Consider the following 26,957-nt stretch of genomic DNA (forward strand, 5'->3'; position numbering starts at 1 on the left):
ATGTCTTTAGTTTTCAAAATGTTCGATTTAAAAAATGAAAAGTTCATTATCCGTTTAACGCTGATGATACTTTTCTTACTCTTGGTTAGTTTTCAAGCTAATGCCCAGTGTGATACTTGTTCAAGTACACTTGGCTCTAATGTGGTAAATACTAGTTACACATTTCCAAGTGGTGTTACATGTATTCAAGGTGATGTCAATATTAATCAAAACAGTCAGGTGACTTTTGCGAGTGGATCTGTTATATGTATTCCTGATAATGCAAGTTTAACGATACAAGGAAATATTACTAGTAATTCAGGAACTAATACGACATGGAACGTTTTTGGAGATTTAAATCTAACTGGAGGTAATCCATCAATAGAAGGGAATTTGAATCTTACAATTGGAGATGGGGCAAGTTTAAATGTCACCAATACTTTTTCAATAAATGGAGATGTCAATACTCTAACGATTAAGGGAACAGGTGTTTTAGATGTTAATCAATCATTGAATTTTGGTCCAGGGTCTCAGTATACCTTCGATAATGAGGGTGTTGTCGATGTGGGTAGCCAGTTAAATGCGTCTGCAACAGGTGCAAGTGAGATTAGGAATCAAGGGGTTTTAACTGTTAATAATAATTTTCAAATAAGTCCATCTACTTTGGTTACGAATTGTGGCGTTATTAATTCTAATAGTTCTCTGAATATGAATTCTGGGACCATTATTAATACAAACATTATTAATATTACAGGTGGGGCTTTAGATGTTGGTGCGAACGGTAATTTAGAAAATTTCTCTCAAGTTTTAGTTACATCTAATCAGAAAGTTTCATTATCAACTGGAAGGATATATAATGAAGGGTACTTTTTAACAAATCAAGGTATCCAAGGTGGTGGAGGAATAATAGAGGGTCCAAGGGTAACTGAGAATAAAACAGGTTATTTTGATATAACTTCTTCTAATGATAATACAATTGAGTCTGGTTCTATTATCGGACGCGTGGATTTTTCTAATAGTAATGGTACAGCTGGACAAACTCAGAATGGTGATATAAGGATTTTTCAAAATGTAAATACTGTAGCTCCTGAGGTTTCTTTTGAGGGTTGTACATCTCCCAATGGAGGAGGTACTTGTTTTGCTCAAGATATTGTAGAGAATTGTGTGAATTTAGATGGGTCACCAAATGTGTTTCCTGTAGCTGTAAATGACTCTTATCAAACTGAAGAAGATGTAAATGTTGAAATAACACCTTTAAGTAATGATAATGATGGTGATGGAGGAGCAAATGGAGCTGTTGATTTAAGTGTACTCTCTATAAATGGAATTGCATTAACAGGGAACGCTCAGGTATTTGCTGTTCCGAATGGTTTGATAAGTATAGATGCAAGTGGTGTTATCACTTTTATTCCTGATGTAGGTTTTACTGGTGTTACGGCTTTTGATTATGAAATGACAGATAATGCAGCTGTTGATTCCGTAGATACAGCTACAATAACAATAACAGTAGAAGAAGCAGTTGATCCTTGTGATCCGTTATTATCAGGGAATCTAGATACAGATGGTGATGGTATTTCTGATGTTTGTGATTTAGATGATGATAATGATGGTATATTAGATGTAGATGAGTGTAATGAGTCTAATTTAATCTTAGGTGCAAATTTAATATTGAATGGTGATTTTTCTGATGGGTATCGTTATTGGACATCTGATTTTAATAGAGGTAGAGGTTGTGCAGATGGTAATTGTGCGGGGACTAATCCGTTAGATACTAGTGGTAGTTGTAGTACTCAAGGTTGGGTAGCCGTCTCTCCTTTTTCAAGTAGAAATGGAGGTTGTGATACTTACTATGAGTATACAGGTGGAGAGTCAAATGGTTCAATATTAATAACAGATGCAAATCAAACTGGTGATAATATTTATAATGATACAACAACGGCTACAGGAGGTGGGTGTTCTGTAGCTGGTATGTTGTATGAATTAAATACAGATAATACCACAGCTAGTGCAGCTAGTCCAAATAATTCATTGTATATAGATCCTAGTACTGCGGTTAATCAAGAATATTGGAGTCAAACAGTGGTGGGTGTTACTCCGAATACAGAATATTTTTTCTCTGTTGAAGTAATGGTTGTTGAAGAGGATAATAGTCTAGGTTTTATTTCTTTATCATTTTTATTAGATTCTAGTGTTAAAAGTACCACTGAATTATCAAGGTTAACTGGAGGAAGTAATGGGTCTGATGAGTGGCAGACAGTTACTTATGTTTGGAATTCAGGATCCACATCAGGAGATGTGAAGATATCAATAAGAAATAATTTATCTACTTGTTCTGGAAATGATATTAGAATTGACGATGTGTCTTTTTCTTCGATTTTAAATGCAGGAGATGCAGCTTGTCTGAATACGGATGGAGATGGAGATGGTTGTTTTGATGCACTAGAAGGTGGTGATAATGTACAGTTAAGTGATTTAGATAGTGAAGGCAGGATATTAGGAGGTGTTGATGGAGATGGTGTTCCTGTTTTAGTTAATAATGGAGGTGTTTCAGATGTTGATGGCAATCAGGGGCAAGCTATAGGGAGTTCTCAAGTTGGTATTGATTTAGCTTTTATAGTTCAACCAACTGATCAACCGGTGGGTAATGGTACGGCTGCTATTTTTGATGTGACAACTTCAGTTGTTGAAACAGGTACTACAACAGTAATTACAACAGGAACAAATTATGAATGGTTTGTTAGTATAGATGGTGGTGTGAGTTTTGAGCCAGCGGCAATAGCGACTACTGAGGATCTTACAATTGCAAGTGGAAGTGCTTATTATGTGAATGGTTATATTTTTAAATTGTTTATTTCTCATACTGATAATGCTTGTGGATTAGAAAGTGATGAGGCTGAATTGATTATTTGTCCTTCATTAGAAGCAGGAACAAGTTCAAACGCGATTACAGTTTGCTCAACAGATAGTGTAAGTGAAGCAGATTTGTTATTAAATATCACAGGAGAAGACGCAGGCGGAGCTTGGACAGATTCAGGTAATACAGCCGTAAGTTTTCCAATCACAACAGCAGGGACATATACTTATACGGTAACAGGGACAGGTGTTTGTTCGTTAGAAACAGATACAGTAGATGTTGTTATCAATTTCGCATCAGCGCCAGAAGCGGGAATAAGTAATGGAGCGATTACAGTTTGTTCAACAGATAGTGTAAGTGAAGCAGATTTGTTATTAAATATCACAGGAGAAGATGCAGGCGGAGCTTGGACAGATTTAGGTAATATAGCCGTAAGTTTTCCAATCACAACAGCAGGGACATATACTTATACGGTAACAGGGACAGGTGTTTGTTCGTTAGAAACAGATACAGTAGGTGTTGTTATCAATTTCGCATCAGCGCCAGAAGCGGGAATAAGTAATGGAACGATTAATATCTGTTCAACAAATAGTGTGAGTGAAGCAGGTTTATTAGCAAACTTAACAGATGCAGATGCCGGTGGGTCTTGGACTGATTCAAATAGTAATGTGGTGACTTTTCCTATCGCAGCAGTAGGAACATATACTTATACGGTGACAGGGACAGGTGTTTGTTCGTTAGAAGCAGATACAGTAGATGTAGTTATAACAGCTTCCTGTATTGACGATAAGGATGAAAACTTAACAACAGCAGAAGATGTAACGTTAACAGGCGACTTGTTTGATAACTTAACAGATGCGGATAGTTCTAGTCATACAATCACCGGCGCAACGGTAGATGCAAATGGCGATGGAACAGCAACAGTGTTACCATTAGGAGTAGCAACACCATTGACAGATGCAGCAGGCGATCCAATCGGAGATATTACAGTAAATGCAGATGGAACCTTTGAGTTCGATCCAGCACCAAACTATAATGGACCAGTACCAACCGTCGGTTATGATATTGTAGATAACAATGACCCAACAGATGTAGATAGTAGTATGTTAGATATCACGGTAACACCAGTTACCGATGACATTGATGATTTAGATGAAAACTTAACAACAGCAGAAGATGTAACGTTAACAGGCGACTTGTTTGATAACTTAACAGATGCGGATAGTTCTAGTCATACAATCACCGGCGCAACGGTAGATGCAAATGGCGATGGAACAGCAACAGTGTTACCATTAGGAGTAGCAACACCATTGACAGATGCAGCAGGCGATCCAATCGGAGATATTACAGTAAATGCAGATGGAACCTTTGAGTTCGATCCAGCACCAAACTATAATGGACCAGTACCAACCGTCGGTTATGATATTGTAGATAACAATGACCCAACAGATGTAGATAGTAGTATGTTAGATATCACGGTAACACCAGTTACCGATGACATTGATGATTTAGATGAAAACTTAACAACAGCAGAAGATGTAACGTTAACAGGCGACTTGTTTGATAACTTAACAGATGCGGATAGTTCTAGTCATACAATCACCGGCGCAACGGTAGATGCAAATGGCGATGGAACAGCAACAGTGTTACCATTAGGAGTAGCAACACCATTGACAGATGCAGCAGGCGATCCAATCGGAGATATTACAGTAAATGCAGATGGAACCTTTGAGTTCGATCCAGCACCAAACTATAATGGACCAGTACCAACCATCGGTTATGATATTGTAGATAACAATGACCCAACAGATGTAGATAGTAGTATGTTAGATATCACGGTAACACCAGTTACCGATGACATTGATGATTTAGATGAAAACTTAACAACAGCAGAAGATGTAACGTTAACAGGCGACTTGTTTGATAACTTAACAGATGCGGATAGTTCTAGTCATACAATCACCGGCGCAACGGTAGATGCAAATGGCGATGGAACAGCAACAGTGTTACCATTAGGAGTAGCAACACCATTGACAGATGCAGCAGGCGATCCAATCGGAGATATTACAGTAAATGCAGATGGAACCTTTGAGTTCGATCCAGCACCAAACTATAATGGACCAGTACCAACCGTCGGTTATGATATTGTAGATAACAATGACCCAACAGATGTAGATAGTAGTATGTTAGATATCACGGTAACACCAGTTACCGATGACATTGATGATTTAGATGAAAACTTAACAACAGTAGAAGATGTAACGTTAACAGGCGACTTGTTTGATAACTTAACAGATGCGGATAGTTCTAGTCATACAATCACCGGCGCAACGGTAGATGCAAATGGCGATGGAACAGCAACAGTGTTACCATTAGGAGTAGCAACACCATTGACAGATGCAGCAGGCGATCCAATCGGAGATATTACAGTAAATGCAGATGGAACCTTTGAGTTCGATCCAGCACCAAACTATAATGGACCAGTACCAACCGTCGGTTATGATATTGTAGATAACAATGACCCAACAGATGTAGATAGTAGTATGTTAGATATCACGGTAACACCAGTTACCGATGACATTGATGATTTAGATGAAAACTTAACAACAGCAGAAGATGTAACGTTAACAGGCGACTTGTTTGATAACTTAACAGATGCGGATAGTTCTAGTCATACAATCACCGGCGCAACGGTAGATGCAAATGGCGATGGAACAGCAACAGTGTTACCATTAGGAGTAGCAACACCATTGACAGATGCAGCAGGCGATCCAATCGGAGATATTACAGTAAATGCAGATGGAACCTTTGAGTTCGATCCAGCACCAAACTATAATGGACCAGTACCAACCGTCGGTTATGATATTGTAGATAACAATGACCCAACAGATGTAGATAGTAGTATGTTAGATATCACGGTAACACCAGTTACCGATGACATTGATGATTTAGATGAAAACTTAACAACAGCAGAAGATGTAACGTTAACAGGCGACTTGTTTGATAACTTAACAGATGCGGATAGTTCTAGTCATACAATCACCGGCGCAACGGTAGATGCAAATGGCGATGGAACAGCAACAGTGTTACCATTAGGAGTAGCAACACCATTGACAGATGCAGCAGGCGATCCAATCGGAGATATTACAGTAAATGCAGATGGAACCTTTGAGTTCGATCCAGCACCAAACTATAATGGACCAGTACCAACCGTCGGTTATGATATTGTAGATAACAATGACCCAACAGATGTAGATAGTAGTATGTTAGATATCACGGTAACACCAGTTACCGATGACATTGATGATTTAGATGAAAACTTAACAACAGCAGAAGATGTAACGTTAACAGGCGACTTGTTTGATAACTTAACAGATGCGGATAGTTCTAGTCATACAATCACCGGCGCAACGGTAGATGCAAATGGCGATGGAACAGCAACAGTGTTACCATTAGGAGTAGCAACACCATTGACAGATGCAGCAGGCGATCCAATCGGAGATATTACAGTAAATGCAGATGGAACCTTTGAGTTCGATCCAGCACCAAACTATAATGGACCAGTACCAACCGTCGGTTATGATATTGTAGATAACAATGACCCAACAGATGTAGATAGTAGTATGTTAGATATCACGGTAACACCAGTTACCGATGACATTGATGATTTAGATGAAAACTTAACAACAGCAGAAGATGTAACGTTAACAGGCGACTTGTTTGATAACTTAACAGATGCGGATAGTTCTAGTCATACAATCACCGGCGCAACGGTAGATGCAAATGGCGATGGAACAGCAACAGTGTTACCATTAGGAGTAGCAACACCATTGACAGATGCAGCAGGCGATCCAATCGGAGATATTACAGTAAATGCAGATGGAACCTTTGAGTTCGATCCAGCACCAAACTATAATGGACCAGTACCAACCATCGGTTATGATATTGTAGATAACAATGACCCAATAGATGTAGATAGTAGTATGTTAGATATCACGGTAACACCAGTTACCGATGACATTGATGATTTAGATGAAAACTTAACAACAGCAGAAGATGTAACGTTAACAGGCGACTTGTTTGATAACTTAACAGATGCGGATAGTTCTAGTCATACAATCACCGGCGCAACGGTAGATGCAAATGGCGATGGAACAGCAACAGTGTTACCATTAGGAGTAGCAACACCATTGACAGATGCAGCAGGCGATCCAATCGGAGATATTACAGTAAATGCAGATGGAACCTTTGAGTTCGATCCAGCACCAAACTATAATGGACCAGTACCAACCGTCGGTTATGATATTGTAGATAACAATGACCCAACAGATGTAGATAGTAGTATGTTAGATATCACGGTAACACCAGTTACCGATGACATTGATGATTTAGATGAAAACTTAACAACAGCAGAAGATGTAACGTTAACAGGCGACTTGTTTGATAACTTAACAGATGCGGATAGTTCTAGTCATACAATCACCGGCGCAACGGTAGATGCAAATGGCGATGGAACAGCAACAGTGTTACCATTAGGAGTAGCAACACCATTGACAGATGCAGCAGGCGATCCAATCGGAGATATTACAGTAAATGCAGATGGAACCTTTGAGTTCGATCCAGCACCAAACTATAATGGACCAGTACCAACCATCGGTTATGATATTGTAGATAACAATGACCCAACAGATGTAGATAGTAGTATGTTAGATATCACGGTAACACCAGTTACCGATGACATTGATGATTTAGATGAAAACTTAACAACAGCAGAAGATGTAACGTTAACAGGCGACTTGTTTGATAACTTAACAGATGCGGATAGTTCTAGTCATACAATCACCGGCGCAACGGTAGATGCAAATGGCAATGGAACAGCAACAGTGTTACCATTAGGAGTAGCAACACCATTGACAGATGCAGCAGGCGATCCAATCGGAGATATTACAGTAAATGCAGATGGAACCTTTGAGTTCGATCCAGCACCAAACTATAATGGACCAGTACCAACCATCGGTTATGATATTGTAGATAACAATGACCCAACAGATGTAGATAGTAGTATGTTAGATATCACGGTAACACCAGTTACCGATGACATTGATGATTTAGATGAAAACTTAACAACAGCAGAAGATGTAACGTTAACAGGCGACTTGTTTGATAACTTAACAGATGCGGATAGTTCTAGTCATACAATCACCGGCGCAACGGTAGATGCAAATGGCGATGGAACAGCAACAGTGTTACCATTAGGAGTAGCAACACCATTGACAGATGCAGCAGGCGATCCAATCGGAGATATTACAGTAAATGCAGATGGAACCTTTGAGTTCGATCCAGCACCAAACTATAATGGACCAGTACCAACCGTCGGTTATGATATTGTAGATAACAATGACCCAACAGATGTAGATAGTAGTATGTTAGATATCACGGTAACACCAGTTACCGATGACATTGATGATTTAGATGAAAACTTAACAACAGCAGAAGATGTAACGTTAACAGGCGACTTGTTTGATAACTTAACAGATGCGGATAGTTCTAGTCATACAATCACCGGCGCAACGGTAGATGCAAATGGCGATGGAACAGCAACAGTGTTACCATTAGGAGTAGCAACACCATTGACAGATGCAGCAGGCGATCCAATCGGAGATATTACAGTAAATGCAGATGGAACCTTTGAGTTCGATCCAGCACCAAACTATAATGGACCAGTACCAACCATCGGTTATGATATTGTAGATAACAATGACCCAACAGATGTAGATAGTAGTATGTTAGATATCACGGTAACACCAGTTACCGATGACATTGATGATTTAGATGAAAACTTAACAACAGCAGAAGATGTAACGTTAACAGGCGACTTGTTTGATAACTTAACAGATGCGGATAGTTCTAGTCATACAATCACCGGCGCAACGGTAGATGCAAATGGCGATGGAACAGCAACAGTGTTACCATTAGGAGTAGCAACACCATTGACAGATGCAGCAGGCGATCCAATCGGAGATATTACAGTAAATGCAGATGGAACCTTTGAGTTCGATCCAGCACCAAACTATAATGGACCAGTACCAACCATCGGTTATGATATTGTAGATAACAATGACCCAACAGATGTAGATAGTAGTATGTTAGATATCACGGTAACACCAGTTACCGATGACATTGATGATTTAGATGAAAACTTAACAACAGCAGAAGATGTAACGTTAACAGGCGACTTGTTTGATAACTTAACAGATGCGGATAGTTCTAGTCATACAATCACCGGCGCAACGGTAGATGCAAATGGCGATGGAACAGCAACAGTGTTACCATTAGGAGTAGCAACACCATTGACAGATGCAGCAGGCGATCCAATCGGAGATATTACAGTAAATGCAGATGGAACCTTTGAGTTCGATCCAGCACCAAACTATAATGGACCAGTACCAACCGTCGGTTATGATATTGTAGATAACAATGACCCAACAGATGTAGATAGTAGTATGTTAGATATCACGGTAACACCAGTTACCGATGACATTGATGATTTAGATGAAAACTTAACAACAGCAGAAGATGTAACGTTAACAGGCGACTTGTTTGATAACTTAACAGATGCGGATAGTTCTAGTCATACAATCACCGGCGCAACGGTAGATGCAAATGGCGATGGAACAGCAACAGTGTTACCATTAGGAGTAGCAACACCATTGACAGATGCAGCAGGCGATCCAATCGGAGATATTACAGTAAATGCAGATGGAACCTTTGAGTTCGATCCAGCACCAAACTATAATGGACCAGTACCAACCATCGGTTATGATATTGTAGATAACAATGACCCAACAGATGTAGATAGTAGTATGTTAGATATCACGGTAACACCAGTTACCGATGACATTGATGATTTAGATGAAAACTTAACAACAGCAGAAGATGTAACGTTAACAGGCGACTTGTTTGATAACTTAACAGATGCGGATAGTTCTAGTCATACAATCACCGGCGCAACGGTAGATGCAAATGGCGATGGAACAGCAACAGTGTTACCATTAGGAGTAGCAACACCATTGACAGATGCAGCAGGCGATCCAATCGGAGATATTACAGTAAATGCAGATGGAACCTTTGAGTTCGATCCAGCACCAAACTATAATGGACCAGTACCAACCATCGGTTATGATATTGTAGATAACAATGACCCAACAGATGTAGATAGTAGTATGTTAGATATCACGGTAACACCAGTTACCGATGACATTGATGATTTAGATGAAAACTTAACAACAGCAGAAGATGTAACGTTAACAGGCGACTTGTTTGATAACTTAACAGATGCGGATAGTTCTAGTCATACAATCACCGGCGCAACGGTAGATGCAAATGGCGATGGAACAGCAACAGTGTTACCATTAGGAGTAGCAACACCATTGACAGATGCAGCAGGCGATCCAATCGGAGATATTACAGTAAATGCAGATGGAACCTTTGAGTTCGATCCAGCACCAAACTATAATGGACCAGTACCAACCATCGGTTATGATATTGTAGATAACAATGACCCAACAGATGTAGATAGTAGTATGTTAGATATCACGGTAACACCAGTTACCGATGACATTGATGATTTAGATGAAAACTTAACAACAGCAGAAGATGTAACGTTAACAGGCGACTTGTTTGATAACTTAACAGATGCGGATAGTTCTAGTCATACAATCACCGGCGCAACGGTAGATGCAAATGGCAATGGAACAGCAACAGTGTTACCATTAGGAGTAGCAACACCATTGACAGATGCAGCAGGCGATCCAATCGGAGATATTACAGTAAATGCAGATGGAACCTTTGAGTTCGATCCAGCACCAAACTATAATGGACCAGTACCAACCATCGGTTATGATATTGTAGATAACAATGACCCAACAGATGTAGATAGTAGTATGTTAGATATCACGGTAACACCAGTTACCGATGACATTGATGATTTAGATGAAAACTTAACAACAGCAGAAGATGTAACGTTAACAGGCGACTTGTTTGATAACTTAACAGATGCGGATAGTTCTAGTCATACAATCACCGGCGCAACGGTAGATGCAAATGGCGATGGAACAGCAACAGTGTTACCATTAGGAGTAGCAACACCATTGACAGATGCAGCAGGCGATCCAATCGGAGATATTACAGTAAATGCAGATGGAACCTTTGAGTTCGATCCAGCACCAAACTATAATGGACCAGTACCAACCATCGGTTATGATATTGTAGATAACAATGACCCAACAGATGTAGATAGTAGTATGTTAGATATCACGGTAACACCAGTTACCGATGACATTGATGATTTAGATGAAAACTTAACAACAGCAGAAGATGTAACGTTAACAGGCGACTTGTTTGATAACTTAACAGATGCGGATAGTTCTAGTCATACAATCACCGGCGCAACGGTAGATGCAAATGGCGATGGAACAGCAACAGTGTTACCATTAGGAGTAGCAACACCATTGACAGATGCAGCAGGCGATCCAATCGGAGATATTACAGTAAATGCAGATGGAACCTTTGAGTTCGATCCAGCACCAAACTATAATGGACCAGTACCAACCATCGGTTATGATATTGTAGATAACAATGACCCAACAGATGTAGATAGTAGTATGTTAGATATCACGGTAACACCAGTTACCGATGACATTGATGATTTAGATGAAAACTTAACAACAGCAGAAGATGTAACGTTAACAGGCGACTTGTTTGATAACTTAACAGATGCGGATAGTTCTAGTCATACAATCACCGGCGCAACGGTAGATGCAAATGGCGATGGAACAGCAACAGTGTTACCATTAGGAGTAGCAACACCATTGACAGATGCAGCAGGCGATCCAATCGGAGATATTACAGTAAATGCAGATGGAACCTTTGAGTTCGATCCAGCACCAAACTATAATGGACCAGTACCAACCATCGGTTATGATATTGTAGATAACAATGACCCAACAGATGTAGATAGTAGTATGTTAGATATCACGGTAACACCAGTTACCGATGACATTGATGATTTAGATGAAAACTTAACAACAGCAGAAGATGTAACGTTAACAGGCGACTTGTTTGATAACTTAACAGATGCGGATAGTTCTAGTCATACAATCACCGGCGCAACGGTAGATGCAAATGGCGATGGAACAGCAACAGTGTTACCATTAGGAGTAGCAACACCATTGACAGATGCAGCAGGCGATCCAATCGGAGATATTACAGTAAATGCAGATGGAACCTTTGAGTTCGATCCAGCACCAAACTATAATGGACCAGTACCAACCATCGGTTATGATATTGTAGATAACAATGACCCAACAGATGTAGATAGTAGTATGTTAGATATCACGGTAACACCAGTTACCGATGACATTGATGATTTAGATGAAAACTTAACAACAGCAGAAGATGTAACGTTAACAGGCGACTTGTTTGATAACTTAACAGATGCGGATAGTTCTAGTCATACAATCACCGGCGCAACGGTAGATGCAAATGGCGATGGAACAGCAACAGTGTTACCATTAGGAGTAGCAACACCATTGACAGATGCAGCAGGCGATCCAATCGGAGATATTACAGTAAATGCAGATGGAACCTTTGAGTTCGATCCAGCACCAAACTATAATGGACCAGTACCAACCGTCGGTTATGATATTGTAGATAACAATGACCCAACAGATGTAGATAGTAGTATGTTAGATATCACGGTAACACCAGTTACCGATGACATTGATGATTTAGATGAAAACTTAACAACAGCAGAAGATGTAACGTTAACAGGCGACTTGTTTGATAACTTAACAGATGCGGATAGTTCTAGTCATACAATCACCGGCGCAACGGTAGATGCAAATGGCGATGGAACAGCAACAGTGTTACCATTAGGAGTAGCAACACCATTGACAGATGCAGCAGGCGATCCAATCGGAGATATTACAGTAAATGCAGATGGAACCTTTGAGTTCGATCCAGCACCAAACTATAATGGACCAGTACCAACCGTCGGTTATGATATTGTAGATAACAATGACCCAACAGATGTAGATAGTAGTATGTTAGATATCACGGTAACACCAGTTACCGATGACATTGATGATTTAGATGAAAACTTAACAACAGCAGAAGATGTAACGTTAACAGGCGACTTGTTTGATAACTTAACAGATGCGGATAGTTCTAGTCATACAATCACCGGCGCAACGGTAGATGCAAATGGCGATGGAACAGCAACAGTGTTACCATTAGGAGTAGCAACACCATTGACAGATGCAGCAGGCGATCCAATCGGAGATATTACAGTAAATGCAGATGGAACCTTTGAGTTCGATCCAGCACCAAACTATAATGGACCAGTACCAACCATCGGTTATGATATTGTAGATAACAATGACCCAACAGATGTAGATAGTAGTATGTTAGATATCACGGTAACACCAGTTACCGATGACATTGATGATTTAGATGAAAACTTAACAACAGCAGAAGATGTAACGTTAACAGGCGACTTGTTTGATAACTTAACAGATGCGGATAGTTCTAGTCATACAATCACCGGCGCAACGGTAGATGCAAATGGCGATGGAACAGCAACAGTGTTACCATTAGGAGTAGCAACACCATTGACAGATGCAGCAGGCGATCCAATCGGAGATATTACAGTAAATGCAGATGGAACCTTTGAGTTCGATCCAGCACCAAACTATAATGGACCAGTACCAACCATCGGTTATGATATTGTAGATAACAATGACCCAACAGATGTAGATAGTAGTATGTTAGATATCACGGTAACACCAGTTACCGATGACATTGATGATTTAGATGAAAACTTAACAACAGCAGAAGATGTAACGTTAACAGGCGACTTGTTTGATAACTTAACAGATGCGGATAGTTCTAGTCATACAATCACCGGCGCAACGGTAGATGCAAATGGCGATGGAACAGCAACAGTGTTACCATTAGGAGTAGCAACACCATTGACAGATGCAGCAGGCGATCCAATCGGAGATATTACAGTAAATGCAGATGGAACCTTTGAGTTCGATCCAGCACCAAACTATAATGGACCAGTACCAACCATCGGTTATGATATTGTAGATAACAATGACCCAACAGATGTAGATAGTAGTATGTTAGATATCACGGTAACACCAGTTACCGATGACATTGATGATTTAGATGAAAACTTAACAACAGCAGAAGATGTAACGTTAACAGGCGACTTGTTTGATAACTTAACAGATGCGGATAGTTCTAGTCATACAATCACCGGCGCAACGGTAGATGCAAATGGCGATGGAACAGCAACAGTGTTACCATTAGGAGTAGCAACACCATTGACAGATGCAGCAGGCGATCCAATCGGAGATATTACAGTAAATGCAGATGGAACCTTTGAGTTCGATCCAGCACCAAACTATAATGGACCAGTACCAACCGTCGGTTATGATATTGTAGATAACAATGACCCAACAGATGTAGATAGTAGTATGTTAGATATCACGGTAACACCAGTTACCGATGACATTGATGATTTAGATGAAAACTTAACAACAGCAGAAGATGTAACGTTAACAGGCGACTTGTTTGATAACTTAACAGATGCGGATAGTTCTAGTCATACAATCACCGGCGCAACGGTAGATGCAAATGGCGATGGAACAGCAACAGTGTTACCATTAGGAGTAGCAACACCATTGACAGATGCAGCAGGCGATCCAATCGGAGATATTACAGTAAATGCAGATGGAACCTTTGAGTTCGATCCAGCACCAAACTATAATGGACCAGTACCAACCATCGGTTATGATATTGTAGATAACAATGACCCAACAGATGTAGATAGTAGTATGTTAGATATCACGGTAACACCAGTTACCGATGACATTGATGATTTAGATGAAAACTTAACAACAGCAGAAGATGTAACGTTAACAGGCGACTTGTTTGATAACTTAACAGATGCGGATAGTTCTAGTCATACAATCACCGGCGCAACGGTAGATGCAAATGGCGATGGAACAGCAACAGTGTTACCATTAGGAGTAGCAACACCATTGACAGATGCAGCAGGCGATCCAATCGGAGATATTACAGTAAATGCAGATGGAACCTTTGAGTTCGATCCAGCACCAAACTATAATGGACCAGTACCAACCATCGGTTATGATATTGTAGATAACAATGACCCAACAGATGTAGATAGTAGTATGTTAGATATCACGGTAACACCAGTTACCGATGACATTGATGATTTAGATGAAAACTTAACAACAGCAGAAGATGTAACGTTAACAGGCGACTTGTTTGATAACTTAACAGATGCGGATAGTTCTAGTCATACAATCACCGGCGCAACGGTAGATGCAAATGGCGATGGAACAGCAACAGTGTTACCATTAGGAGTAGCAACACCATTGACAGATGCAGCAGGCGATCCAATCGGAGATATTACAGTAAATGCAGATGGAACCTTTGAGTTCGATCCAGCACCAAACTATAATGGACCAGTACCAACCATCGGTTATGATATTGTAGATAACAATGACCCAACAGATGTAGATAGTAGTATGTTAGATATCACGGTAACACCAGTTACCGATGACATTGATGATTTAGATGAAAACTTAACAACAGCAGAAGATGTAACGTTAACAGGCGACTTGTTTGATAACTTAACAGATGCGGATAGTTCTAGTCATACAATCACCGGCGCAACGGTAGATGCAAATGGCGATGGAACAGCAACAGTGTTACCATTAGGAGTAGCAACACCATTGACAGATGCAGCAGGCGATCCAATCGGAGATATTACAGTAAATGCAGATGGAACCTTTGAGTTCGATCCAGCACCAAACTATAATGGACCAGTACCAACCGTCGGTTATGATATTGTAGATAACAATGACCCAACAGATGTAGATAGTAGTATGTTAGATATCACGGTAACACCAGTTACCGATGACATTGATGATTTAGATGAAAACTTAACAACAGCAGAAGATGTAACGTTAACAGGCGACTTGTTTGATAACTTAACAGATGCGGATAGTTCTAGTCATACAATCACCGGCGCAACGGTAGATGCAAATGGCGATGGAACAGCAACAGTGTTACCATTAGGAGTAGCAACACCATTGACAGATGCAGCAGGCGATCCAATCGGAGATATTACAGTAAATGCAGATGGAACCTTTGAGTTCGATCCAGCACCAAACTATAATGGACCAGTACCAACCATCGGTTATGATATTGTAGATAACAATGACCCAACAGATGTAGATAGTAGTATGTTAGATATTGAAGTGTTATTAGATGCTATCGAGTTAGTTAAAGGCGGTGTTTATGCAGATACCAATGGAGATGGAGTTGTAAGTGTAGGAGATATGATTACCTATACCTTAACAGCGACCAACACAGGAACGACGACCTTGACAGGCGTAACCGTAAGCGATGCTTTATTAGGAGTTGTAGCTCAGGCAACAACACCAGATACTTTATTACCAGGCGAGATGGGAACATTCACAGGAATGTATACGATCACTCAAATGGATATTGATAATGGAGAAGTAGAGAATACTGCGACAACAGATGCAACGAGTCCAAACGGACCAGTAAGCGATACGTCCGATAGTGATAATCCAGCCGATGAGGATAACGATATGGATGGTGATACGACGAATGATCCAACGATCACACCGTTAACACCAAACGATGCTATCGAGTTAGTTAAAGGCGGTGTTTATGCAGATACCAATGGAGATGGAGTTATTAGTGTAGGTGATATGATTACCTATACCTTAACAGCGACCAACACAGGAACGACGACCTTGACAGGTGTAACCGTAAGCGATGCTTTATTAGGAGTTGTAGCTCAGGCAACAACACCAGATACTTTATTACCAGGCGAGATGGGAACATTCACAGGAATGTATACGATCACTCAAATGGATATTGATAATGGAGAAGTTGAGAATACTGCGACAACAGATGCAACGAGTCCAAACGGACCAGTAAGCGATACGTCCGATAGTGATAATCCAGCCGATGAGGATAACGATATGGATGGTGATACGACGAATGATCCAACGATCACACCGTTAACACCAAACGATGCTATCGAGTTAGTTAAAGGCGGTGTTTATGCAGATACCAATGGAGATGGAGTTATTAGTGTAGGTGATATGATTACCTATACCTTAACAGCGACCAACACAGGAACGACGACCTTGACAGGTGTAACCGTAAGCGATGCTTTATTAGGAGTTGTAGCTCAAGCAACAACACCAGATACTTTATTACCAGGCGAGATGGGAACATTCACAGGAATGTATACGATCACTCAAATGGATATCGATAATGGAGAAGTTGAGAATACTGCGACAACAGATGCAACGAGTCCAAACGGACCAGTAGCAGATACGTCCGATAGTGATAACCCAGCCGATGAGGATAACGACATGGATGGTGATACGACGAATGATCCAACGATCACACCGTTAACACCAAACGATGCTATCGAGTTAGTTAAAGGCGGTGTTTATGCAGATACCAATGGAGATGGAGTTGTAAGTGTAGGAGATATGATTACCTATACCTTAACAGCGACCAACACAGGAACGACGACCTTGACAGGTGTAACCGTAAGCGATGCTTTATTAGGAGTTGTAGCTCAAGCAACAACACCAGATACCTTATTACCAGGCGAGATGGGAACATTCACAGGAATGTATACGATCACTCAAATGGATATTGATAATGGAGAAGTAGAGAATACTGCGACAACAGATGCAACGAGTCCAAACGGACCAGTAGCAGATACGTCAGATAGTGATAACCCAGCCGATGAGGATAACGATATGGATGGTGATACGACGAATGATCCAACGATCACACCGTTAACACCAAACGATGCTATCGAGTTAGTTAAAGGCGGTGTTTATGCAGATACCAATGGAGATGGAGTTGTAAGTGTAGGAGATATGATTACCTATACCTTAACAGCGACCAACACAGGAACGACGACCTTGACAGGCGTAACCGTAAGCGATGCTTTATTAGGAGTTGTAGCTCAAGCAACAACACCAGATACCTTATTACCAGGCGAGATGGGAACATTCACAGGAATGTATACGATCACTCAAATGGATATTGATAATGGAGAAGTAGAGAATACTGCGACAACAGATGCAACGAGTCCAAACGGACCAGTAAGCGATACGTCCGATAGTGATAATCCAGCCGATGAGGATAACGATATGGATGGTGATACGACGAATGATCCAACGATCACACCGTTAACACCAAACGATGCTATCGAGTTAGTTAAAGGCGGTGTTTATGCAGATACCAATGGAGATGGAGTTGTAAGTGTAGGAGATATGATTACCTATACCTTAACAGCGACCAACACAGGAACGACGACCTTGACAGGCGTAACCGTAAGCGATGCTTTATTAGGAGTTGTAGCTCAAGCAACAACACCAGATACCTTATTACCAGGCGAGATGGGAACATTCACAGGAATGTATACGATCACTCAAATGGATATTGATAATGGAGAAGTAGAGAATACTGCGACAACAGATGCAACGAGTCCAAACGGACCAGTAGCAGATACGTCCGATAGTGATAACCCAGCCGATGAGGATAACGATATGGATGGTGATACGACGAATGATCCAACGATCACACCGTTAACACCAAACGATGCTATCGAGTTAGTTAAAGGTGGTGTTTATACAGATACCAATGGTGATGGAGTTGTAAGTGTAGGTGATATGATTACCTATACCTTAACAGCGACCAACACAGGAACGACGACCTTGACAGGTGTAACCGTAAGCGATGCTTTATTAGGAGTTGTAGCTCAGGCAACAACACCAGATACTTTATTACCAGGCGAGATGGGAACATTCACAGGAATGTATACAATCACTCAAATGGATATCGATAATGGAGAAGTTGAGAATACTGCGACAACAGATGCAACGAGTCCAAACGGACCAGTAGCAGATACGTCCGATAGTGATAACCCAGCTGATGAGGATAACGATATGGATGGTGATACGACGAATGATCCAACGATCACACCGTTAACACCAAACGATGCTATCGAGTTAGTTAAAGGTGGTGTTTATGCAGATACCAATGGTGATGGAGTTGTAAGTGTAGGAGATATGATTACCTATACCTTAACAGCGACCAACACAGGAACGACGACCTTGACAGGCGTAACCGTAAGCGATGCTTTATTAGGAGTTGTAGCTCAGGCAACAACACCAGATACTTTATTACCAGGCGAGATGGGAACATTCACAGGAATGTATACGATCACTCAAATGGATATCGATAATGGAGAAGTAGAGAATACTGCGACAACAGATGCAACGAGTCCAAACGGACCAGTAGCAGATACGTCAGATAGTGATAATCCAGCTGATGAGGATAACGATATGGATGGTGATACGACGAATGATCCAACGATCACACCGTTAACACCAAACGATGCTATCGAGTTAGTTAAAGGTGGTGTTTATGCAGATACCAATGGTGATGGAGTTGTAAGTGTAGGTGATATGATCACATATACCTTAACAGCGACCAACACAGGAACGACGACCTTGACAGGTGTAACCGTAAGCGATGCTTTATTAGGAGTTGTAGCTCAGGCAACAACACCAGATACTTTATTACCAGGCGAGATGGGAACATTCACAGGAATGTATACAATCACTCAAATGGATATCGATAATGGAGAAGTTGAGAATACTGCGACAACAGATGCAACGAGTCCAAACGGACCAGTAGCAGATACGTCAGATAGTGATAACCCAGCTGATGAGGATAACGATATGGATGGTGATACGACGAATGATCCAACGATCACACCGTTAACACCAAACGATGCTATCGAGTTAGTTAAAGGTGGTGTTTATACAGATACCAATGGTGATGGAGTTATTAGTGTAGGAGATATGATTACCTATACCTTAACAGCGACCAACACAGGAACGACGACCTTGACAGGTGTAACCGTAAGCGATGCTTTATTAGGAGTTGTAGCTCAGGCAACAACACCAGATACCTTATTACCAGGCGAGATGGGAACATTCACAGGAATGTATACGATCACTCAAATGGATATCGATAATGGAGAAGTAGAGAATACTGCGACAACAGATGCAACGAGTCCAAACGGACCAGTAGCAGATACGTCAGATAGTGATAATCCAGCTGATGAGGATAACGATATGGATGGTGATACGACGAATGATCCAACGATCACACCGTTAACACCAAACGATGCTATCGAGTTAGTTAAAGGTGGTGTTTATGCAGATACCAATGGAGATGGAGTTGTAAGTGTAGGAGATATGATTACCTATACCTTAACAGCGACCAACACAGGAACGACGACCTTGACAGGTGTAACCGTAAGCGATGCTTTATTAGGAGTTGTAGCTCAGGCAACAACACCAGATACCTTATTACCAGGCGAGATGGGAACATTCACAGGAATGTATACAATCACTCAAATGGATATCGATAATGGAGAAGTAGAGAATACTGCGACAACAGATGCAACGAGTCCAAACGGACCAGTAAGCGATACGTCCGATAGTGATAACCCAGCCGATGAGGATAACGATATGGATGGTGATACGACGAATGATCCAACGATCACACCGTTAACACCAAACGATGCTATCGAGTTAGTTAAAGGCGGTGTTTATGCAGATACCAATGGAGATGGAGTTGTAAGTGTAGGAGATATGATTACCTATACCTTAACAGCGACCAACACAGGAACGACGACCTTGACAGGTGTAACCGTAAGCGATGCTTTATTAGGAGTTGTAGCTCAAGCAACAACACCAGATACTTTATTACCAGGCGAGATGGGAACATTCACAGGAATGTATACGATCACTCAAATGGATATTGATAATGGAGAAGTAGAGAATACTGCGACAACAGATGCAACGAGTCCAAACGGACCAGTAGCAGATACGTCAGATAGTGATAACCCAGCCGATGAGGATAACGATATGGATGGTGATACGACGAATGATCCAACGATCACACCGTTAACACCAAACGATGCTATCGAGTTAGTTAAAGGCGGTGTTTATGCAGATACCAATGGAGATGGAGTTGTAAGTGTAGGAGATATGATTACCTATACCTTAACAGCGACCAACACAGGAACGACGACCTTGACAGGCGTAACCGTAAGCGATGCTTTATTAGGAGTTGTAGCTCAGGCAACAACACCAGATACTTTATTACCAGGCGAGATGGGAACATTCACAGGAATGTATACGATCACTCAAATGGATATCGATAATGGAGAAGTAGAGAATACTGCGACAACAGATGCAACGAGTCCAAACGGACCAGTAAGCGATACGTCCGATAGTGATAATCCAGCCGATGAGGATAACGATATGGATGGTGATACGACGAATGATCCAACGATCACACCGTTAACACCAAACGATGCTATCGAGTTAGTTAAAGGCGGTGTTTATGCAGATACCAATGGAGATGGAGTTGTAAGTGTAGGAGATATGATTACCTATACCTTAACAGCGACCAACACAGGAACGACGACCTTGACAGGCGTAACCGTAAGCGATGCTTTATTAGGAGTTGTAGCTCAAGCAACAACACCAGATACCTTATTACCAGGCGAGATGGGAACATTCACAGGAATGTATACGATCACTCAAATGGATATTGATAATGGAGAAGTAGAGAATACTGCGACAACAGATGCAACAAGTCCAAACGGACCAGTAGCAGATACGTCCGATAGTGATAATCCAGCCGATGAGGATAACGACATGGATGGTGATACGACGAATGATCCAACGATCACACCGTTAACACCAAACGATGCTATCGAGTTAGTTAAAGGCGGTGTTTATGCAGATACCAATGGAGATGGAGTTGTAAGTGTAGGAGATATGATTACCTATACCTTAACAGCGACCAACACAGGAACGACGACCTTGACAGGTGTAACCGTAAGCGATGCTTTATTAGGAGTTGTAGCTCAAGCAACAACACCAGATACTTTATTACCAGGCGAGATGGGAACATTCACAGGAATGTATACGATCACTCAAATGGATATCGATAATGGAGAAGTTGAGAATACTGCGACAACAGATGCAACAAGTCCAAACGGACCGGTAAGCGATACGTCAGATAGTGATAATCCAGCCGATGAGGATAACGATATGGATGGTGATACGACGAATGATCCAACGATCACACCGTTAACACCAAACGATGCTATCGAGTTAGTTAAAGGCGGTGTTTATGCAGATACCAATGGAGATGGAGTTGTAAGTGTAGGAGATATGATTACCTATACCTTAACAGCGACCAACACAGGAACGACGACCTTGACAGGTGTAACCGTAAGCGATGCTTTATTAGGAGTTGTAGCTCAAGCAACAACACCAGATACTTTATTACCAGGCGAGATGGGAACATTCACAGGAATGTATACGATCACTCAAATGGATATCGATAATGGAGAAGTAGAGAATACTGCGACAACAGATGCAACGAGTCCAAACGGACCAGTAGCAGATACGTCCGATAGTGATAATCCAGCCGATGAGGATAACGATATGGATGGTGATACGACGAATGATCCAACGATCACACCGTTAACACCAAACGATGCTATCGAGTTAGTTAAAGGCGGTGTTTATGCAGATACCAATGGAGATGGAGTTGTAAGTGTAGGAGATATGATTACCTATACCTTAACAGCGACCAACACAGGAACGACGACCTTGACAGGCGTAACCGTAAGCGATGCTTTATTAGGAGTTGTAGCTCAAGCAACAACACCAGATACCTTATTACCAGGCGAGATGGGAACATTCACAGGAATGTATACGATCACTCAAATGGATATTGATAATGGAGAAGTTGAGAATACTGCGACAACAGATGCAACGAGTCCAAACGGACCAGTAGCAGATACGTCCGATAGTGATAATCCAGCCGATGAGGATAACGATATGGATGGTGATACGACGAATGATCCAACGATCACACCGTTAACACCAAACGATGCTATCGAGTTAGTTAAAGGCGGTGTTTATGCAGATACCAATGGTGATGGAGTTGTAAGCGTAGGTGATATGATTACCTATACCTTAACAGCGACCAACACAGGAACGACGACCTTGACAGGCGTAACCGTAAGCGATGCTTTATTAGGAGTTGTAGCTCAAGCAACAACACCAGATACTTTATTACCAGGCGAGATGGGAACATTCACAGGAATGTATACAATCACTCAAATGGATATCGATAATGGAGAAGTTGAGAATACTGCGACAACAGATGCAACGAGTCCAAACGGACCAGTAGCAGATACGTCCGATAGTGATAACCCAGCCGATGAGGATAACGATATGGATGGTGATACGACGAATGATCCAACGATCACACCGTTAACACCAAACGATGCTATCGAGTTAGTTAAAGGTGGTGTTTATACAGATACCAATGGTGATGGAGTTGTAAGTGTAGGTGATATGATTACCTATACCTTAACAGCGACCAACACAGGAACGACGACCTTGACAGGTGTAACCGTAAGCGATGCTTTATTAGGAGTTGTAGCTCAGGCAACAACACCAGATACTTTATTACCAGGCGAGATGGGAACATTCACAGGAATGTATACAATCACTCAAATGGATATCGATAATGGAGAAGTTGAGAATACTGCGACAACAGATGCAACGAGTCCAAACGGACCAGTAGCAGATACGTCCGATAGTGATAACCCAGCTGATGAGGATAACGATATGGATGGTGATACGACGAATGATCCAACGATCACACCGTTAACACCAAACGATGCTATCGAGTTAGTTAAAGGTGGTGTTTATGCAGATACCAATGGTGATGGAGTTGTAAGTGTAGGAGATATGATTACCTATACCTTAACAGCGACCAACACAGGAACGACGACCTTGACAGGCGTAACCGTAAGCGATGCTTTATTAGGAGTTGTAGCTCAGGCAACAACACCAGATACTTTATTACCAGGCGAGATGGGAACATTCACAGGAATGTATACGATCACTCAAATGGATATCGATAATGGAGAAGTTGAGAATACTGCGACAACAGATGCAACGAGTCCAAACGGACCAGTAGCAGATACGTCCGATAGTGATAACCCAGCTGATGAGGATAACGATATGGATGGTGATACGACGAATGATCCAACGATCACACCGTTAACACCAAACGATGCTATCGAGTTAGTTAAAGGTGGTGTTTATACAGATACCAATGGTGATGGAGTTGTAAGTGTAGGAGATATGATTACCTATACCTTAACAGCGACCAACACAGGAACGACTACCTTGACAGGCGTAACCGTAAGCGATGCTTTATTAGGAGTTGTAGCTCAGGCAACAACACCAGATACTTTATTACCAGGCGAGATGGGAACATTCACAGGAATGTATACGATCACTCAAATGGATATCGATAATGGAGAAGTTGAGAATACTGCGACAACAGATGCAACGAGTCCAAACGGACCAGTAGCAGATACGTCCGATAGTGATAACCCAGCTGATGAGGATAACGATATGGATGGTGATACGACGAATGATCCAACGATCACACCGTTAACACCAAACGATGCTATCGAGTTAGTTAAAGGCGGTGTTTATGCAGATACCAATGGAGATGGAGTTGTAAGTGTAGGAGATATGATTACCTATACCTTAACAGCGACCAACACAGGAACGACGACCTTGACAGGTGTAACCGTAAGCGATGCTTTATTAGGAGTTGTAGCTCAGGCAACAACACCAGATACCTTATTACCAGGCGAGATGGGAACATTCACAGGAATGTATACGATCACTCAAATGGATATTGATAATGGAGAAGTAGAGAATACTGCGACAACAGATGCAACGAGTCCAAACGGACCAGTAAGCGATACGTCAGATAGTGATAATCCAGCCGATGAGGATAACGACATGGATGGTGATACGACGAATGATCCAACGATCACACCGTTAACACCAAACGATGCTATCGAGTTAGTTAAAGGCGGTGTTTATGCAGATACCAATGGAGATGGAGTTGTAAGTGTAGGAGATATGATTACCTATACCTTAACAGCGACCAACACAGGAACGACGACCTTGACAGGCGTAACCGTAAGCGATGCTTTATTAGGAGTTGTAGCTCAAGCAACAACACCAGATACTTTATTACCAGGCGAGATGGGAACATTCACAGGAATGTATACAATCACTCAAATGGATATCGATAATGGAGAAGTAGAGAATACTGCGACAACAGATGCAACAAGTCCAAACGGACCAGTAGCAGATACGTCCGATAGTGATAATCCAGCCGATGAGGATAACGACATGGATGGTGATACGACGAATGATCCAACGATCACACCGTTAGCTACTCCAGGTAACGTGACAGGATTTGTATATATCGATTTTGATGGTGATGGCATGTATGATCCAATGGTAGATATGCTATTCCCAGCAGGTACGTTAGTAGAACTAACAGATGGATCAGGTACGGTGTTTACTACAACTGTTGATGCAGCAGGAAATTGGACAGCGACTGTTCCAGTAGGAGACTATACTATTGAAGTTATTGAAGCAACTCTGCCAGCAGGTTATACATTGACGACTACCGGTTCTAATCCAGAATCAATGGTTACTGTTGTAGCTGGTGCTACAACGACTACCGTAGATGATGGTTATCAGGGTAGTGGAGATATTACAGGATTTGTTTATGAAGATGTTGATGGTGATGGGGTTTATGATCCATTAGTAGATATGTTATTCCCAGCAGGAACTGTTGTTGAATTAACTGATGAATTTGGTAATGTGACTATTACAACTGTTGATGCATTAGGTAATTGGATAGTAACAGTTCCAGCAGGGAATTATACAGTAGATGTAGATGAAGACTCACTACCAGATGGATATGACTTAACAACTGTAGGTTCTGATCCAGAAGCGTTTGTAGTAGTAAGTGTAGGTGCAACTACTACTACGATAAGTGATGGTTATATGCTACTAGCAGACAATGATGGTGATGGTATACCAGATGTTGATGATATTGATGATGATAACGATGGTATCTTAGATGTATTAGAAGGTGGCGGTGATTCTGATGGAGACGGTATTCCTGATTGGTTTGACCAAGACTCAGATAATGATGGTATACCAGATAATGTAGAAGCACAAACGACAGATGATTATATTCCACCTAGCGGAATTGACGCAGATGGTAATGGTTTAGATGATGCTTATGAATCTACTCCAGGTGCTGGAGAAGGTATTACTCCAGTAAATACAGACGGTACAGATAATCCTGATTATCTAGATGATGATTCTGATAATGACGGTGTACCTGATAGCACTGAAGGGTTCGATTTTGATAATGATGGTTTCCCAGACATTACTCCTTCAGGTATCGATGCTGATATGGATGGATTAGATGATGCTTTTGACGGTGATTTAGGAGGTTATGAGGATCCTAATGGTTTAATCATTGGTACAGGTCCATTCACAGACTTAAACAATACTGATGGAATGGACGACGTTGATTATCGAGATACAGATGATGATAACGATATGATTGTTACTGGATCAGATGTTATAGATGAGGATAATGATAACGATGGTATACCTGATTATTTAGATGAAGACCCTAGAGGTATTAATATTTATAACGCTGTTACACCAGATGGAGATATGCAAAATGATTTCTTCCTTATTCAAGGAATTGAGAACTTTGATAATAATGTAAGTATCTTTAATCGTTGGGGTGTAGAAGTTTATAATGTTGATAATTATAACAATGCTAACCGCGTATTTAGAGGTATCTCAGAAGGTAGAGTAACGGTCTCTCAAGGAGATGCGCTTCCAGAAGGGACTTACTTCTACGTTATTGAATACATCAATGACCAGAATGAGACGAAGCAATTAGCTGGATATCTATATATTAATCGATAAATGTTATTGAACTCACC

General features: G+C 41.2%; 1 protein-coding gene. It reads left to right on the top strand.

The window, feature by feature from the left end:
* Positions 1-81: 81 nt before the first annotated feature.
* A complete protein-coding gene (locus tag R1T42_RS00025; RefSeq protein WP_317290811.1) occupies positions 82-26,940 on the top strand; it encodes a gliding motility-associated C-terminal domain-containing protein in 26,859 nt (8,952 codons plus the stop codon).
* Positions 26,941-26,957 lie beyond the last annotated feature (17 nt).

Source organism: Nonlabens ulvanivorans, assembly GCF_032922765.1.
Taxonomy (GTDB): domain Bacteria; phylum Bacteroidota; class Bacteroidia; order Flavobacteriales; family Flavobacteriaceae; genus Nonlabens; species Nonlabens ulvanivorans.